This window comes from Cohnella phaseoli (assembly GCF_003386235.1).
Lineage (GTDB): Bacteria > Bacillota > Bacilli > Paenibacillales > Paenibacillaceae > Cohnella > Cohnella phaseoli.
Genome location: NZ_QRDZ01000024.1, coordinates 71,772 through 88,021, shown reverse-complemented (window position 1 = coordinate 88,021; position 16,250 = coordinate 71,772). Strand labels below are relative to the sequence as shown.

General features: G+C 56.8%; 12 protein-coding genes. 11 read left to right on the top strand and 1 reads right to left on the bottom strand.

Features of this window, described 5'->3' with window-relative positions; genetic code table 11:
* Nucleotides 1-36 precede the first annotated feature (36 nt).
* Together DFP98_RS25825 and DFP98_RS25820 are read left to right on the top strand one after the other, a co-directional pair.
* Nucleotides 37-1,434 carry a class I SAM-dependent rRNA methyltransferase gene (locus DFP98_RS25825; RefSeq protein ID WP_116063509.1) on the top strand — a complete coding sequence of 466 codons (1,398 nt, stop codon included), beginning with the start codon at nucleotides 37-39 and terminating at the stop codon, nucleotides 1,432-1,434.
* 161 nt (nucleotides 1,435-1,595) lie between these two features.
* Nucleotides 1,596-1,817 carry a hypothetical protein gene (locus DFP98_RS25820; protein WP_116063508.1) on the top strand — a complete coding sequence of 74 codons (222 nt, stop codon included), beginning with the start codon at nucleotides 1,596-1,598 and terminating at the stop codon, nucleotides 1,815-1,817.
* A 42-nt stretch (nucleotides 1,818-1,859) separates the two neighbouring features.
* On the opposite strand, the gene DFP98_RS25815 is transcribed toward DFP98_RS25820, so the two are convergent.
* Nucleotides 1,860-2,519, bottom strand: a complete 660-nt coding sequence (locus DFP98_RS25815; RefSeq protein ID WP_116063571.1) for a universal stress protein — start codon at nucleotides 2,517-2,519, stop codon at nucleotides 1,860-1,862.
* A gap of 277 nt (nucleotides 2,520-2,796) precedes the next feature.
* Between DFP98_RS25815 and DFP98_RS25810 the strand changes: the two genes are divergently transcribed.
* The 9 genes from DFP98_RS25810 (at nucleotide 2,797) to addA (ending at nucleotide 16,186) form a co-directional block, all read left to right on the top strand.
* Nucleotides 2,797-5,190, top strand: coding sequence for a Na+/H+ antiporter subunit A (locus DFP98_RS25810; protein ID WP_116063507.1), 2,394 nt, complete (start codon nucleotides 2,797-2,799; stop codon nucleotides 5,188-5,190).
* On the top strand, nucleotides 5,187-5,609 hold the full coding sequence (locus DFP98_RS25805; RefSeq protein WP_116063506.1) for a Na(+)/H(+) antiporter subunit B: 423 nt from the start codon (nucleotides 5,187-5,189) through the stop codon (nucleotides 5,607-5,609). Before DFP98_RS25810 ends, DFP98_RS25805 begins: the two co-directional genes overlap by 4 nt.
* 1 nt (nucleotide 5,610) lies before the next feature.
* A complete protein-coding gene (locus DFP98_RS25800) occupies nucleotides 5,611-5,949 on the top strand; it encodes a Na(+)/H(+) antiporter subunit C (RefSeq protein WP_116063505.1) in 339 nt (112 codons plus the stop codon).
* Complete coding sequence (locus DFP98_RS25795) at nucleotides 5,942-7,417, top strand: Na+/H+ antiporter subunit D (protein ID WP_116063504.1); 1,476 nt, start codon at nucleotides 5,942-5,944, stop codon at nucleotides 7,415-7,417. Before DFP98_RS25800 ends, DFP98_RS25795 begins: the two co-directional genes overlap by 8 nt.
* Nucleotides 7,414-7,887 (top strand): Na+/H+ antiporter subunit E, encoded by a 474-nt coding sequence (locus DFP98_RS25790; RefSeq protein ID WP_116063503.1) that lies wholly within the window; start codon nucleotides 7,414-7,416, stop codon nucleotides 7,885-7,887. The genes DFP98_RS25795 and DFP98_RS25790 overlap by 4 nt, the downstream gene beginning before the upstream one ends.
* On the top strand, nucleotides 7,887-8,174 hold the full coding sequence (locus DFP98_RS25785; protein ID WP_116063502.1) for a Na(+)/H(+) antiporter subunit F1: 288 nt from the start codon (nucleotides 7,887-7,889) through the stop codon (nucleotides 8,172-8,174). The genes DFP98_RS25790 and DFP98_RS25785 overlap by 1 nt, the downstream gene beginning before the upstream one ends.
* On the top strand, nucleotides 8,149-8,535 hold the full coding sequence (gene mnhG / locus DFP98_RS25780) for a monovalent cation/H(+) antiporter subunit G (protein WP_246016712.1): 387 nt from the start codon (nucleotides 8,149-8,151) through the stop codon (nucleotides 8,533-8,535). The genes DFP98_RS25785 and mnhG overlap by 26 nt, the downstream gene beginning before the upstream one ends.
* A 200-nt stretch (nucleotides 8,536-8,735) precedes the next feature.
* Nucleotides 8,736-12,275 carry a helicase-exonuclease AddAB subunit AddB gene (gene addB / locus DFP98_RS25775; RefSeq protein ID WP_116063501.1) on the top strand — a complete coding sequence of 1,180 codons (3,540 nt, stop codon included), beginning with the start codon at nucleotides 8,736-8,738 and terminating at the stop codon, nucleotides 12,273-12,275.
* Entirely contained in the window at nucleotides 12,272-16,186 is a 3,915-nt protein-coding gene (addA, locus tag DFP98_RS25770; RefSeq protein WP_116063500.1) for a helicase-exonuclease AddAB subunit AddA, read from the top strand. Before addB ends, addA begins: the two co-directional genes overlap by 4 nt.
* Nucleotides 16,187-16,250: the final 64 nt, after the last annotated feature.

Sequence of the window (16,250 nt, the reverse complement as noted above, 5' to 3'; positions counted from 1 at the left end):
GGACAAGTTTATGATCGGACAAGGAGTTGTTGGGCAGTGAGTAAACAAGCGGCAGTATGGTTAAATAAAAGTAGGAGGCCCCGTCTGGAAGAGGGACATCCGTGGATTTATTCGAACGAGATCGCAAAAACGGAAGGGGAGCCCTCTCCGGGACAACTGGTCGAGGTAAAAGATCATCGCGATCAATTGCTTGGAACCGGCTATTGGAACCCGGTTTCTCAGATTACCGTTCGACTCGTGGAATACGGACCTCTGGAGAAAATGGACGAAGCGTTTTTCCGGGAAAGATTCGAGCGTGCTCTTGCCCATCGTCGGCGTTTTGTCGGAGCGAACGAATCGTGCCGTCTCGTATTCGGAGAGGCGGATTTTCTGCCTGGGCTCGTCGTCGACCGCTTTGGCGGCGTACTGGTCATACAGGTGCTGACCCTTGGAATGGAGGTTGCGAAGGACGCTTGGCTGCCTGCGTTGGTTGAGGTGTTCAAGCCGCAAGGGGTATACGAACGCAGCGATGTGGGCGTACGCACGTTGGAGGGGCTGGAGGAGCGGACTGGCGTTCTATATGGCGAATGTCCGAAGCATGTGGAAATCGAGGAAAACGGGCTTCGCGTGCTCGTGGACATCGAAGATGGACAGAAAACCGGCTATTTCTTTGACCAGCGGGAAAATCGGGCGACTATTAAGCCTCTTATGCTCGGCTGGGGAGCTCGCAGCGGCGTCAAACTGGTGGAGACGGAGTCCGAGAACGGCGTCAAGCGCATGCAGCCGATCAACGAGAAGGGAAACCCCGTCACTTACCCGTACTGGGACGGAGCGACGGTGTTGGAATGTTTCGCGCATACGGGCAGCTTTACGCTGCATGCTTGCGCTTACGGAGCGAAGAAAGTGACCTGTCTCGACATTTCGGAGCATGCATTGGAGACGGCGCGCCATAATGTCGAAATCAACGGATTTTCGGACCGGGTTGAGTTCGTCACGGCCGATGCCTTTGAGTATTTGCGTCAACAGGTCGCTGCGCGGGACGAGCGGCAAGCCAGAGCGAACGTCAAAGTCAAATCCGCCGGGGCGAAGGTGGATACGTCCAAGCCGCTTGCCGTGACCGGACGAACTTGGGACGTGATCATCCTTGATCCTCCTGCTTTCGCGAAGACGAAACGCGCGGTCGATTCCGCTCGTCGCGGCTACAAGGATATTAATCTGCATGCGATGAAGCTGCTGAACGAAGGCGGATACCTGGTCACGGCCAGTTGTTCGTACCACGTTCGCTCTGAATTGTTTCTGGAGACGATTCAAGAGGCGGCCAAAGACGCAGGCAAAACGATCCGCCGCGTCGAATGGCGAGGGGCGGGCAAAGACCATCCTCACCTTGTCGGAGTAGAAGAGGGGCACTATTTGAAATTCGGCATTTTCGAGGTCCGCAGCCGCAAAGAACTGTAAATTCGCGCTTTTAACCGCATTCTTATGCGGCGTGCCGTAATTGTTAAGAAAATGTTAGTGAGATTGTTAGTAAACCTCGGATGAATTTACGTCGTTTCGGGAACATTTTTAACGCCTCCGTTCTATCCTTATGTAAGAAGCAATGAAACGGAGGGTTGAGCATGGTGCACGAAGTGATCCTATTCGGCAAGCGGGCGGTTCCGCTTGAGAACCGGGCTAAGACATCGAGCAGCCGAAATCGGTTTAATACGCGCATGCGGGCGATGGCCGACGATCTGGAATTCCGTCGTCGGTGGAAGCACGTTAGCTATATCGAACTATGGTCGGACGCGGCGATTTTCAAATATGATGACGGCACGAAGTGGTATATGAATATTTCATAATTAAAAAAGCCTTGTTCTCGCGCCGAGAGACAAGGCTTTTTATTATTCTTTCGCTCCTTCGTGCGAAGCGATCCGTTGGTCGAAATCCTTGGCGTAATCGTCCACGACTTGGACTTCCATCATGCAGTTGTTCACCATGAACTTGAAAACGCCGTTATTGAAGTCGGTGCCGACCTCTTTGTAGAAGATGCCCTCGTAGACGTCGCTCTGCGTATGATTAAAGCAGAGTCTATATCCTTCCCGGTCTTGCTTGAGGTAAGCGCGAATGCCTTTCTCAAAGAAACCGTCCTGATTCGCGAGCTCTCTGGAGACGGAAATGATATGGAGATCGACAAAAGGAATCTCGTTCAACAAGACGTTGATCAACGATCCTTTCGTAATCTCTTTCCAACGGCTTTGGGCAGTTTGTCCGATTACAAGCTGCGTAATGTTTTGTTTCCTGGCCACTTCTGCGATGACTTTGGCAACAGGACGGGATTCATTATATTTGACTATGAATTGTTCGGCTCCGTGTTCCTTTGCCAGCTCTTTCCATCTCTCGATAAAATGGATTTTCTCGATATCCAGTTCGTCTTCTGGAAGCGGATCTACGGTCAATACGTAGAGGGGACAGTCCAGCATGTTGGCAAGTTTGCCGCCTCTGCGGATCAATCGCTCTCCATTTGGGCCGTAATAGACGCAAACGAGTATGCTTTCATCCATTCTTCCGTTCTTCAATTTAACGATTCACCTCGTCTGAACTTTTAATGCGGGGTGATATCCGGGTTGTCAAGCCGTACCCGGACATTGAATACAGCGTACATTTTTTGTTTGGTTCTGTCAATGCGTTTAGTGTATACTGTTACTATTACGGTCACTGTTATTGTGACAGCCGTATTTCCGTGAATCAATCATGAGTTTGGGAGGATAATAAGGCAAAGGCTCATACGTTTTTAATGAGTCGTCTGCATACATCATCGTACAAGTGGGAGGTTCCAAGTTGTCGTTGTTGCATTTTGCTGTCCTGCTTCCTTTTCTGTACACCGTCTTCGTGCCGCTGTTTTTTAAGAAAGTGCCGCGCATTCATACGGGATGGTTCGTTCTTATCGTTCCTTTGTTGCTGTTTGTTTATTTTGCCGCTCATTTTCCGCTTCAGTCAGGCTCGACCCCGTTGTTTCAATCCTTTTCATGGATTCCCTCGCTAGGCATACGCTTCGATTTGCACTTAGACGGACTATCGATGTTGTTCGCTCTTATCATAACGGGCATCGGTTTTTTGGTCATTATCTATTCCATCTATTACATGTCCAAAGATCGAGAAGCGTTACATAACTTCTATATTTATTTACTTGTGTTTATGGGCGCGATGCTCGGAATCGTATTGTCCGATAATTTGATGGTGCTGTACGTCTTCTGGGAGGCGACGAGCGTATCGTCTTTCCTGTTGATCGCTTATTGGTACCAGAGAAAAAGATCCCGCTACGGCGCGCAAAAGGCGATGCTGATTACGGTAACGGGCGGATTCGCGATGCTGCTCGGCTTTTTGATGCTGGGCTCGGCGGCGGGAACATTCAGCATTCGCGAGATTATCGGCATGAAGGAAGCGATCGTGAACGATTCGTTGTTCATTCCCGCAATGCTGCTCGTCATGCTCGGCGCGTTCACGAAGTCGGCGCAATTTCCTTTCCATATTTGGCTTCCGGACGCGATGGAAGCACCTACCCCGATCAGCGCGTATTTGCACTCTGCAACGATGGTAAAAGCGGGCGTCTACTTGATCGCGCGCATGACCCCGGTGTTCGGGGGGCATATGAGCTGGTTCTGGATCATTACGATCGTCGGAATCGTCACCTTGTTCTGGGGCGCGTTCATGGCGATTCGTCAGTTCGACTTGAAGGCGCTGCTGGCGTACTCCACGATCAGCCAGCTCGGTTTGATCATGTCGCTACTGGGCATCGGGTCCTTGGCGCTGCACACGAATTATGAAGCGCAGGCGATGCTGTTCTCGGGCGCCATTCTGGCCGCCATCTTCCATCTGTTTAATCACTCCATCTTCAAGGGCTCGCTCTTTATGGTCGTCGGCATATTGGATCATGAGACGGGAACTCGCGATATCCGTAAGCTAGGCGGCCTGCTGAGCTTGATGCCGGTGTCGTTCTCGCTCACCATTATCGGCGGGCTGTCGATGGCCGGGCTTCCGCCGTTCAGCGGCTTCCTGAGCAAGGAGATGTTCTTTACGGGAGTGCTTACAGCCTATCGGCATATCGATCAGTGGGTCATCCTGCTGCCGATCGCCGCTTGGCTGGCCAGCGTGTTTACTTTCGTGTACTGTCTCGTTTTCGTGTTCAAGACGTTCACGGGAACCTACCGTCCGGAGCGCCTGGACAAGAAACCGCACGAAGCCCCATTCGGCATGCTGATCTCGCCGATCGTGCTGGCGACTCTGGTACTCGTCATTTTCTTCTTCCCGAACCTGATCTCTTACTCCTTGCTGGAGCCGGCGATGCGTTCGATCTTGCCGACTCTGCTGCAGCCGGGCGAGGTGTTCGAGGTTCATATCCAAGCGTGGCACGGCTTTAACGCAGAGCTGATCATGACAATCGGCATCGTCGTCATGGGGACGCTGCTGTACAAAACCTATAAGAAATGGTCGGACATCTACTACGAATTGCCGCGCAAATTCGATTTCAACCATTTGTACGACCAGGGATTAACGGGAGCGGAGCGGTGGTCCGGCCGGATTACGAACTCCTACATGAACGGTTATCTCCACAACTATCTCAGCTATATTTTCACGTTCGTGATTGTCGTCGTCGGAGGCTCGTTCGTGCTTCAACAGGCGTTCGCCATCGATCCTTCTACCAACGCGATCATCGAATGGCACGAGTACCTGCTGGCCGCATCCATTGCGGTATCCGCCGGATTCGTTCTGTTCGTCAATTCCAGATTGACGTCGATTATCGGAGTGGGCGCGGTAGGCTATCTGGTATCGCTGCTGTTCGTCATATTCCGGGCTCCGGACCTGGCGCTGACGCAGCTTGTCGTAGAGACGATTACGACCGCGCTGTTCCTGTTATGCTTCTACTTCCTGCCTAAGCTGAAAACCGAGATCGTTCGGGTTCGCGTGAAAATATCCAATCTGCTGATTTCCATCGGCGTCGGCACGGTATTTACTTTGGTCGGGATTTCGGCGCAAAGCACGAATCCGTTTAAGCCGATCTCGCATTTCTTCCTGAATTCGTATGAGCTTTCGGGGGCCCGCAATATGGTCAACTCGATTCTCGTCGACTTCCGCGCTTTCGATACGATGCTGGAAAGCGTCGTCCTGTTTACGGCGGGCATAGGCGTGTATACGCTGATCAAACTCCGCAAGTCAAGGGGGGAAAAGCGTTGAAATTCTCGGATCTGATTTTGCAGACGGCGGCCAAAGTGCTCGTGTTTATCATTATGACCTTTTCGATCTACATTCTTTTTGCAGGGCACCATAACCCCGGAGGGGGATTTATCGGCGGCTTGATCACCGCCTCGGCGCTTATGCTGCTTTATATCGCGTTCGACGCGGAAACGATCCAGGAGATTATTCCGGTGGATTTTAAGATCATCGGAGCGATCGGCGTGCTGATGGCTCTCTTGACCGGTATCAGCGCCGTCGTCGTGGATTCGGCTTTTCTGACCCAGGTGTACAAATACGTCGATCTGCCGCTTCTGGGCAAGACGGGCATCGGCACCGCCCTAGTATTCGATTTAGGCGTCTACTTGGCCGTAGTCGGCACAACGATGACGATTATTAGAAGCATTAGCGAGGACATGTAATATGGAAACTTTAATGACGATTACCGCAGGCGTACTGTTCACCGTCGGTACTTATCTCATGTTAAGCAAGACGCTTCTGCGCATTATTCTCGGAATGTCGTTGTTTACGCACGGCGTCCATATTATGCTCATGGCCATCAACGGACTAAAGCGCGGGGCGGCTCCGCTGCTAGGAGAAGAAGCGGAGAGCTATACCGACCCCGTCCCGCAAGCGCTTATTCTGACATCCATCGTAATCAGCTTTTCGCTTACCGCATTTTCGCTTGTGCTCGCTTACCGAACTTATAAGGAGCATGGCACGGACGATGTGGAGCAGTTAAGGGGACAAGATAATGAATAATCTGGCCGTGTTTCCGATCGTCACGCCATTGCTGTTCGGCGTGCTGATGTTTTTCGTTCGTTACCGCATACGGCTGCAGGTGGGTCTGGCTACCGTCGGGACGCTCGCAACGCTGGTCGTCTCTGCGTTGCTTGTGCGGACCGTATCCCGGGACGGCATTCTAGTGCTGCATGTGGGCGGCTGGGAAGCGCCCTACGGAATTCCGCTAGTCGTAGACATGCTGGCGGCTATCCTGATTACGATTACCTCTATCGTGACATTGGCCTGTCTGCTCTATGCCTATCATTCGCTTGACGACGGGCGCAAGCGTCATTACGCGTTCCCATTGATCATGATTTTGCTTTGCGGGGTTAACGGTTCTTTTCTAACGGGGGATATTTTTAATTTGTTCGTTTTCTTCGAGGTGATGCTGCTGTCCTCCTATGTGCTGCTCAGCTTGGGCGGAGGCAGAATTCAGCTGCGGGAGACGATCAAATATATCGTCATCAATATTGTCGCCTCCAGCCTGTTCGTCATCGCGATCGCTTATTTGTACTCGATTACGGGAACGCTCAATATGGCTCATATCGCGCAACGGGTCGCCGAGCTGGGGCAGGATGGACTGACGACGACGGTATCGCTGTTGTTTCTCACCGTATTCGGATTGAAGTCCGCGCTGTTTCTGTTTTTCTGGCTTCCGGGCTCCTACAGCGCGCCGCCGGCTCCCATCGCCGCTTTATTCGCCGCGCTGCTGACCAAAGTGGGCATTTATTGCATCATCCGTACGTTTACGCTGATTTTCCCCCACCAGCCTCAAATTACGCATGAAATTTTGATGTGGCTTGCAGCCTTAACGATGATTATGGGAGCTATGGGCGTAATCGCTTATTGGCGGATCAAGCAAATTCTCGCTTATAACGTGATCGTGTCAGTCGGCTTTATTTTGTTCGGAGTAGCTGTAGCTTCCGAGGCTGCGTTGAGCGGAGCCGTCTACTATTTGATTCACGATATGATCGCCAAAGCGTTGATCTTCATTCTAGGTGGAGCGATCATCAGCATCGCCGGCACGGATAAGCTGCGCGAAATCAGCGGACTGATCCACTTCCGTCCGGTTCTCGGCTGGCTGTTTTTCCTCTCCGCGCTGGCGCTCGCCGGAGTTCCGCCGCTCAGCGGCTTCGTAGGCAAAGTGATGATTCTTCAGGGCGGCGTTCAAGCGAAAGCGTTCGTGCTGGTCGGTCTTGGCTTGTTGTCGAGCCTGCTGGTGCTGTATTCGGTGATGAAGGTGTTTATCCATAGCTTCTGGGGAGAGACGCTTCTAAGCGAAGGAGAGGAGAAGTCGACAGGCAAGGGGGCGCTGCTCCCGAGCTTTCTTCTAGCCGCACTTGTCGTCGGCTTCGGGCTGGGAGCGGAGGAGATTATGTTCTACGTCCGCCAGGCCGTTGAACCGCTTGTCAATCCGGCCATCTACATCGAGGCGGTGCTATCATGACGATGCAAATTTTGCTCAATCTGCTGATCGCCGTAATATGGATGCTGCTCCACGATGTATGGAACACGCTAACGTTCACCATCGGTTTTATTCTTGGCTTCTTCATTATTTTTTGGTTCAGAAGATTTTTTCCGACCCCCTTCTACGGCAGGAAGCTGTGGGCGATTCTGAAGCTGATGTACTTGTTCGGGATTGATCTGATCCTCTCCAGCATTGTCGTGATTGGCCAGATCATTCGTCCCAGACTGAACATACAACCCGGTATTTTCAAGATGAGGACTAAGCTGAAAACGGATTGGGAGCTGGCCATGCTCGTCAACCTGTTGACGCTTACGCCGGGCTCGGTCGTGATGGAGATTGCCCCGGAGGAAGGCATATTGTACGTCCACGCTATGGATATGAAAATGAGCAACTCCGTTATTAAAACGAAAAACAAGCTGGAGGATGTTATTATCGAGGTGATGCGCTAATGTTCGATACGCTGCTCAAGTTGTCGATGCTTCTGCTTACAATATCTATCGTCATTGCCCTTTATCGCGTCATTAAGGGGCCTTCCTTATCCGATCGCATTCTGGCGCTCGATTCGATAGGCTATAACGTTATCGGGATCGTAGCCGTGTTATCGATTTTGCTCAATTCGCACGCCTATTTGGAGACGATTTTGTTGATCGGCATTTTGGCGTTTTTAAGTACTGTCGCGCTTTGCAAGTTTCTGGAAAGGGGAGTCGCCATTGAGCGCAGCAAAGGAAATCATTGAAACGATCGTGGTCGTCATGGTCATTATCGGAACGCTAATGAACACGCTCAGCTCGCTCGGCTTTATCCGGCTTCCCGACGTCTACAATCGCTCGCATGCCGCGACAAAAAGCATCACGCTGGGCATCCTGTTTATTTTGCTCGGGACGTTTATTCACTTTCTGTTCGTTGACGATTACTTCAGCGTACGGCTGCTGCTCGGCATCGTCTTCGTTTTTCTGACGGCCCCCGTGACCGGGCATTTGATCGTCAGATCCGCCTATCGGTTCGGCGTTAAGCTGTCGGATTCCAGCATCAAGGACGAACTGGCCGAAGACTTGGAGCGGGCGAAGAAGAAGGAAGCTCGGACGGAAGGGACTTAGGCTGGACTGAATTGGGTTGGGAGATTAGAGTAAACGCTGAGGGAGGCCTTGGCGTTTTTTTATTGCATGCCTTTTCGCGTCGGCTCCACACCTACCAATCTTATCCATGGCCTGCCCTATTACTATTCGTTTTCTCAAATATGTTACAATACTCAATAAGTTGAAGGTTAATCGGTTAGAGGAAAACGGAGGGGAAACGTATGACGTTGCGGCTGATTACGGGTCGCTCCGGAAGCGGGAAGACGAGACTGTGTCTGGACGAAATCAGAACCAGGCTGCAGGAGGCTCCGCTCGGAGCGCCGTTGATTCTGCTTGTGCCCGAGCAGGCGACTTTCCAGGCGGAGTATGCGATGGCGACGACGCCGGGGTTAAGCGGGTTTATGAGGATGCAGGTGTTAAGCTTTCGCAGGCTGGCGTTTCGCGTGATGCAGGAGACGGGCGGCTCGGCGGTCGTGCCGATTCACGATAACGGCAAAGCGATGCTCTTACATAAGGTGATGGAGGCAAGAAGAGAAAGTTTAAGATTATTTTGCGGCGGCAAGGGAGAGTCCGGGCTGATCGCCGGTATTACCGAGCTGCTGACGGAGATGAAGCGTTACGGCGTCGACAGCGAGAAGCTGTCCGGATATGCAGAAACCGCGACGCGCGCAACGGGCGGGGCTAAGGAAGGCGTGATGCTTGCGGACAAGCTGCACGACCTGGCGCTGATCTACGGCGATATGGAGCGGGAGCTGTCCGGTCATTGGTTGGACGGAGAAGATATGCTAGGCTGGCTTGCCCGGGGAGCGCATAGCTCCAATTTGCTGTCCGGCGCCGAAATTTGGCTCGACGGCTTTAATGGCTTTACGCCCGGCGAATTCGCGGTAATCGAAGCGCTGCTGGCTAAAGCGGAGCGGGTGAGCGTGGCGCTATGCGTCGACCGTCCTTATGGCGCGGGGGAGAGACCGGATGAGCTGGATCTGTTTCATCCGACGGCGGAGACTTCCGCACAGTTGTGCGAGTTGTCCCAGGCGGCAGGCGTCGCGCTGGAGACTCCGGTGGTGCTGGAGCCTGAAGTCGCCCCCCGTTTCCGCGAAAATGAGATGCTGGCTTTCCTCGAACGGAACTGGGACAACCGGAAACGATGGAGCGGCGATTCGTACCTGTTGCGATCGGAGCATCCGCGCTGCGGCTTGTCTTTGCATGAAGCCGCCAATCGCCGAACGGAAGTCGAGGCGGTCGCGCGCGACATGCTGCGCAGAGTGAGAGAGGAAGGCGCTCGCTGGCGGGAGATGGCCGTTTTCGTGCGCAATCTGAACGATTACGCCGATCTGCTGGAGGCGGCGCTGGACGATTACGGCATACCGCACTTTCTGGACGGCAAAGCGGGCGTCTCGCATCATCCGTTCGTGGAATTTGTGCGCTCGGCGCTTGAATGCGTGACAGGTGGCTGGCGGGCGGAGGCGGTATTCCGCTGCGCGAAAACGGATTTATTGGACACGCCGGAACGCAGGGTGACGCGCGACGAGGTGGACCGGCTGGAAAATTACGCGCTGGCCGCGGGGATCGACGGCTGGCGCTGGCATGCGGAGAAATCGTGGTTTCCGTTGTACGGCGGAGATATCGAGAACGAGTCCGAGCCCGGTTCCGCAGTCGAGCGCGAGATGCAAACGATGCTGGAAGTTCGCGACGCCTTGCTTAAGCCGCTGCTGGCGTTGGAAAAGCGGCTTAAAGCGGCCGGCTCGGTTCGCGAGCTGTGCGAAGCCGTGTATCTGTTTCTGGAAGAGACGGGGGCGGCGGATCGACTTGAAAGCTGGACGAAGGAGGACGAGCTCGCGGGAAGACCGGATCGGATGGCGGTTCATCGTCCGCTCTGGGACGGCGTCGTGTATTTGCTCGATCAACTGGTCGAGTTGATGGGGGAGCGGCCGCCGGAGCTTGAGCTGTTCGCAGGAATGGTCGATTCCGGGCTGGAGGAGCTGAAGCTGGGTGCTGTGCCGCCGTCGTTGGACGGCGTGCTGATCGGCAGTCCGGAGCGCACGAGATCGGATCGCGTCCGTATCGTTTATTTGCTCGGCGCCAGCGACGGCGTTCTGCCGATGCGCATTCCCGAGAACGGCCTGATCGCGGAAGAGGAGCGGGACAGGCTGGCGTCGGCGGGACTCAAGCTTGCGCCGGGTGCGCGCCGCAGGCTGCTCGACGAGGAGTTTCTGGCGTATTTGACGCTGACTACGCCGTCTCATCATCTGTGGATCAGCTATCCGATCGCCAACGAGGAAGGCCAGACGCTGCTTCCGTCGCAATGGATCGGCAAGCTGCGCAAGCGGTTCCCCGGCATTCCGGTGCAAGCCGTCGCAGCCGAGCCGCAGTCGGAGCAGCCGGAGAAGGAACAGCTGGCTTATGCGGCTCACCCGGGAAAAGCGATGACGCACCTGCTGAACCGGCTGCGAGGCTGGCGGCAGGGAGAGGCGATGGCGCCGGGCTGGTGGGCGGTCTATGACTGGCTGCTCAGCCGCGACGAATGGCAACCGCGGCTGCGTTCGCTTATCGGCTCCTTGAGCTACACGAACGAAGAGAAGCCGCTTTCGCCGGAGACGAGTCGTCTGCTGTATGGGGACAGGCTGCTGGCCAGCGTATCGCGGATGGAGCGGTTTATCGCTTGCCCGTTCCAGCATTTTGCCGTGCATGGGCTGCGTCTGCAGGAAAGGCGTCTATACCGGGTCGAATCGCCCGACATCGGGCAGCTGTTCCATGCCGCGCTGCGGCAGACGACCGAGAAGCTGTTTGCCGAAGGGCCGGCTGGAATGGATGCGGCCAAGTGGCAGAGCGAGGCGGCCGTCTCGGTGGACAAGCTGCTGCCGCGCGTTCAGTCGCAAATCTTGCTGTCCTCTCACCGACACCAAGTCATGGCGCGCAAGCTGCGAGACATTGTGACGAAGGCGTCTGCAATGCTGGGAGAGCATGCGACGTTATCTGCTTTTAAGCCGGTGGGGCTGGAGCTGAGCTTCGGACCGGACGGACTTTTGCCCGCGCTTTCGCTGCCGCTGGACGCAACGAGATGGATGGACATCGTCGGGAAGATCGACCGCGTGGATGCGGCCGAATCATCCGCAGGTCTGCTGCTGCGCATCCTGGACTACAAGTCGAGCGAGACGAAGCTGAAGCTGGACGAGGTGGCGCACGGGCTGTCGCTGCAGATGCTGACGTACCTCGACGTCGTCGTGACGCATGCTCCGCACTGGCTCGGTCGTCCCGCGAAGCCGGCGGGCGTGCTTTATTTTCACGTGCAGAATCCGTTGCTTAATTCAGCGAACGGCCTGTCTCCCGAGGAGGCCAAAAACGCCTTGTTTAAGCAGTATCGGATGCAGGGCTTGCTGCTCGCCGACGGCGAGTCGGTCAAGCTGATGGACGAAACATTGAGCGATTCGAGCAAGTCGGCCGTTGTGCCCGTCGAATTCAAGAAGGACGGCACGTTCTCGGCGCGCTCCCAGGTCGCGAGCGAGAACGAATGGGATGTGCTGCGAAGCTCGGTTCGCTCGCAAATTCGCCGCATCGGCAAACGGATCGCGGACGGGGACGTGGCAATTGCGCCTTACCGGATGGACAAGCGCAGCCCCTGCGCCTTCTGCGACTTTCGCCCCGTATGCCACTTCGACAGCCAGGTTGAGGGCAACGGGTACCACACATTAAGCAAGGCGACCGACCGGGAGCAGCTATGGAGACGGTTGGAGCTTGAAGCAAGGAGGGACGATCCGCTGTGAAGCAATGGCAACGATGGCCGGCCAAGCCGGCGGAAAGTCGCTGGACGGACGAACAGTGGGCGGCGATTGCGGCAGAGGGCTCGCATCTGCTCGTAGCTGCGGCGGCCGGATCGGGCAAAACGGCGGTGCTCGTGGAGAGGATCATTTCGCGGATCGCCGACGAGAACCGTCCGCTGGATGTGGACGCAATGCTCGTAGCGACATTCACGAAAGCGGCTGCGGCGGAGATGAAGGAGCGGATTCGACATGCGCTCGAGGACGCTCTCGAGAGCAGCCCGGACTCGAAGCATTTGCGCCGTCAGATCGCGCTGCTGCCCCGGGCTTCGGTGACGACGCTGCATTCGTTCTGCCTGGAGGTGGTGGAGCGTTACGCGCCGCTGATCGATCTTGATCCTGGCTTTCGCATGGCGAACGATACCGAGGCGGGACTGCTGCGAATGGATACGCTCGACGAACTGTTCGAGGAGCGTTATGCGGCCGAGGGAAGCGAAGGCGCGCTCGCTTCTCTCGCGGATCGGTTCGGAGGGGAACGCAACGACGAGCCGCTCCACCGGCTCGTACTTGAGCTGCACGAATTCGCAGGCAGCCATCCGTGGCCGGAGCATTGGCTGCGCGCGACGGCCGCGAGCTTCCGTGCAGCGGAGGCGGAGAAGCTGCTGGGCTCGCTCTGGGTCAAAAGCTTGCGCGACGACGCGATGCTGCTGCTCCACGGCACGCTGCAGCTGCTGAGGACCGCGCTGCGCGTCGCGCACGAGCCGGGCGGGCCGGAGCCTTACATTGAGACGCTGTTCGCCGATATCGACGGGCTGGAGCAAGCTGCTGCGGCGTTCGCGTCCGACTCGTGGGAGGCGTGGCAGGCGGCGGCGACCGGCATCCGGTTCGGACGGCTAAAGGCGTGCAAGGGCGACGATTACGATCCGTCGCTGATCGAGCGGGTAAAATCGCTGCGCGAATCGGCGAAGAAAGCGGTCGGCAAGCTGGCCGAGGAGTGGCTTGTCCGTTCGCTGGAGCAGTACGCCGAGGAGTTGCGCGGACTGGCGCCCGAGATGGAAGGCCTGGCCGAGCTGGCGATCCAGTTCGGCGATCGCTATGAGCAGGCGAAGCGGGCGAAGGGGCTGCTGGATTTCGGCGACCTGGAGCATTACGCGCTGCGCATTCTGCGCGACGCTGCCTCGACGCCCGAGCATAGTTCGCCCTCTCTCGCCGCGCTCGGCTTCCGCGACAGATTCGCGGAGATCTATCTTGACGAATACCAGGATACGAACGAGGTTCAAGAGGCGATCGTCTCCTTGATTGCCAGAAACGATCCAGGCAACGTGTTCATGGTCGGCGACGTCAAGCAGAGCATCTACCGGTTTCGGCTGGCAGAGCCGGGCTTGTTTCTCGAGAAGTATAAAACATACGCGTCTTACAGGCCGGAGATGACGGACGCCGGGTGCTTGGAGGGAGAGCCGGGGCTGCGCATCGATCTGGCGCGCAATTTCCGCAGCCGCAGGGAAATTCTAAACGCGGCGAACCATGTTTTTCGGCTCATTATGCAAGAGCCGGTCGGCGAGATGAATTATGACGAACAGGCCGAGCTGAAATATAGCGACGGCTACCCGGAAGCGGTGGAGGGAGAACGGAATCCGTATGCCGTCGAAATGATTTTGCTGGACAGAGCGGCTCCTTCCGCGGAGATAGTGGAGGAAACGACGCAGCTCGCAGCCGAGGCGGGGGGCTCGCAGGAGGACGCGCAGAATGCGGACGAGAGCGGCTCCGGGGAGCCGGAAGATCTGGAAGCGGCGCAGCTTGAAGCCAGATGCATCGCGGACGAGATTCGCAAGCTGATGGGCACAGGCGGCGAAGAGGGGCAGCGCCCGCCGTTCGCCGTGTACGACGGCAAGGCGAAGCTGCATCGTCCGGTGCAGTATCGGGATATCGTCATTTTGCTGCGGGCTGTCTCCTCGTTGGCCCCAACGATTATCGAGGAGCTGAAGGCGGCGGGCATTCCGGCTTATGCAGACCTGGCGACCGGATATTTCGCGGCGACGGAGGTCGATACGGTGCTGTCGCTGCTTGCCGTTATCGACAATCCGCGTCAGGACATTCCGCTCGCGGGCGTGCTGCGTTCGCCGATCGGCGGCTTAGGGGCCGAAGATTTGGCCCGCATCCGCCTGGCTCGCAGGCGAAGCTCGTTCTGGGAGGCGACGAACGAAGCGGCCCGAGACGGCGGGGGAGCTGCAGCCACGCTGGCTCCGGACGTTCGCAGCGCCTTGGCGGGTTTTCTGACCAAGCTGGGGGAGTGGCGCGATTTCGCCAGACGGGAGCCGCTGGGCGATCTGCTCTGGATGCTGTACAGGGAAACCGGCTACTACGATTTTGTCGGAGGATTGCCGGGCGGCGGCCAACGGCAGGCCAATCTGCGGGCGCTGGTCGATCGCGCGATCCAGTACGAGCGCTCCTCTCGGTTTCGCGGACTGTTCCGGTTCCTGCGGTTTTTGGGCCGGATGCGCGATACAGGCGCGGACCTGGGGGCGGCCCGGGCGCTCGGGGAGAGCGAGAACGTCGTTAGAATCGTCTCGATTCACCGAAGCAAAGGGCTTGAATTTCCCGTTGTGTTCGCAGCCGGGTTAGGCCGCAATTTCAATCGCAGAGACTTGAACGGAGCGTTCCTCAAGCATAAGAAGCTTGGCTTCGGCCCACGGGTGTTCGAGCGCGATAGCCGAATTACGTATCCGACGCTGCCGCAGCTCGCCATTCGCCGGAAGCTGGCGGCGGAGATGCTGGCGGAGGAAATGCGCGTGCTGTACGTGGCGCTCACCCGGCCGAAGGAGAAGCTGTTTCTGATCGGGACGAGCAAGGACGCGTCCAAGATGTGGGAGCAGTGGACGGAAACAGCCGCGATGGCCGAGGGCGGTCTGCCTCCGCATGCGGTTGCCGCAGCCGGCAAATATTTGGATTGGCTTGGGCCTGCGGCGGTGCTCGCCGCCGAGCGTACCGATCCGGCGAGCCGCTGGGTATTCCGAGTCGAGCCGTCCGCCGCTTATACGCTGCGCACGTCCGAGGCGAAGGAAGAGGCGCAGGACGATGGGCGTCTATGGAATGCCGTGGCGAACGCGGACCCGGTCGGTGCAGGCGGCACGGAACTGGCCGAACGGGTCGAACGCGTCCTGAATTGGCGTTATTCGCACGAGACTGCGTCGCAAGTCGCGGCGAAGACGTCGATTACGGCGCTTAAGCTCCGCCGGGAAGGGACTGCTCCGCACTCTGTACCGATACGGGCGGCGGCCGAGGAGGAAGTCGTATCCGAGGCGTGGCGGGAACGACTGGCGGAAGAAGAGGCGCTGTCGGCGACCGCTGCCACTTTCCGACTTCGCCGACCGCGGTTTATGTCCGCCAAGCAGCTGACGCCTGCGGAGCGGGGAACGGCTTACCATCTCGTCATGCAGCATTTGCCGCTCGAAGCAGACGTCTCCGCGGAGCGGATCGAAGCGATGCTGGACAAGCTGACGGAGAGGCGGATTTTGTCGGCGGAGCAGAGAGCGGGCATCGAAGCGGCTGCCGTAGCGGCGTTCTGCGGCACGCCGCTGTACGAAAGGATGCGACAGTCCGACCGCGTATGGCGCGAGGTTCCGTTCACTTGCGGACTTGACGTCGCTGCGGTCTATCCGGAAACGCTGGCGCCCGAAGCGGGAGAAACCGTCATTATTCAGGGGGTTGTCGACTGCCTGTTCGAAGAAGAAGAGGGGCTCGTGCTTGTGGATTACAAGACGGATGCGTTAAAGGGACTTGACGCCGCGGCTGCCGCGGAGAAGCACCGATTCCAGGTCGAACGCTACGCCGAAGCGGTGAGCGCAATCGCCGGCAGGCCGGTCAAGGAAACTTACGTGTACTTTTTCGATGGAGGGCATGTCGTGCGAGTCAGTTAACGTCGCTGTCAAGCAAGCGGATGTGTCGCCAGCGACGAACGAAGATCAAACAAGCTGCAGGAGG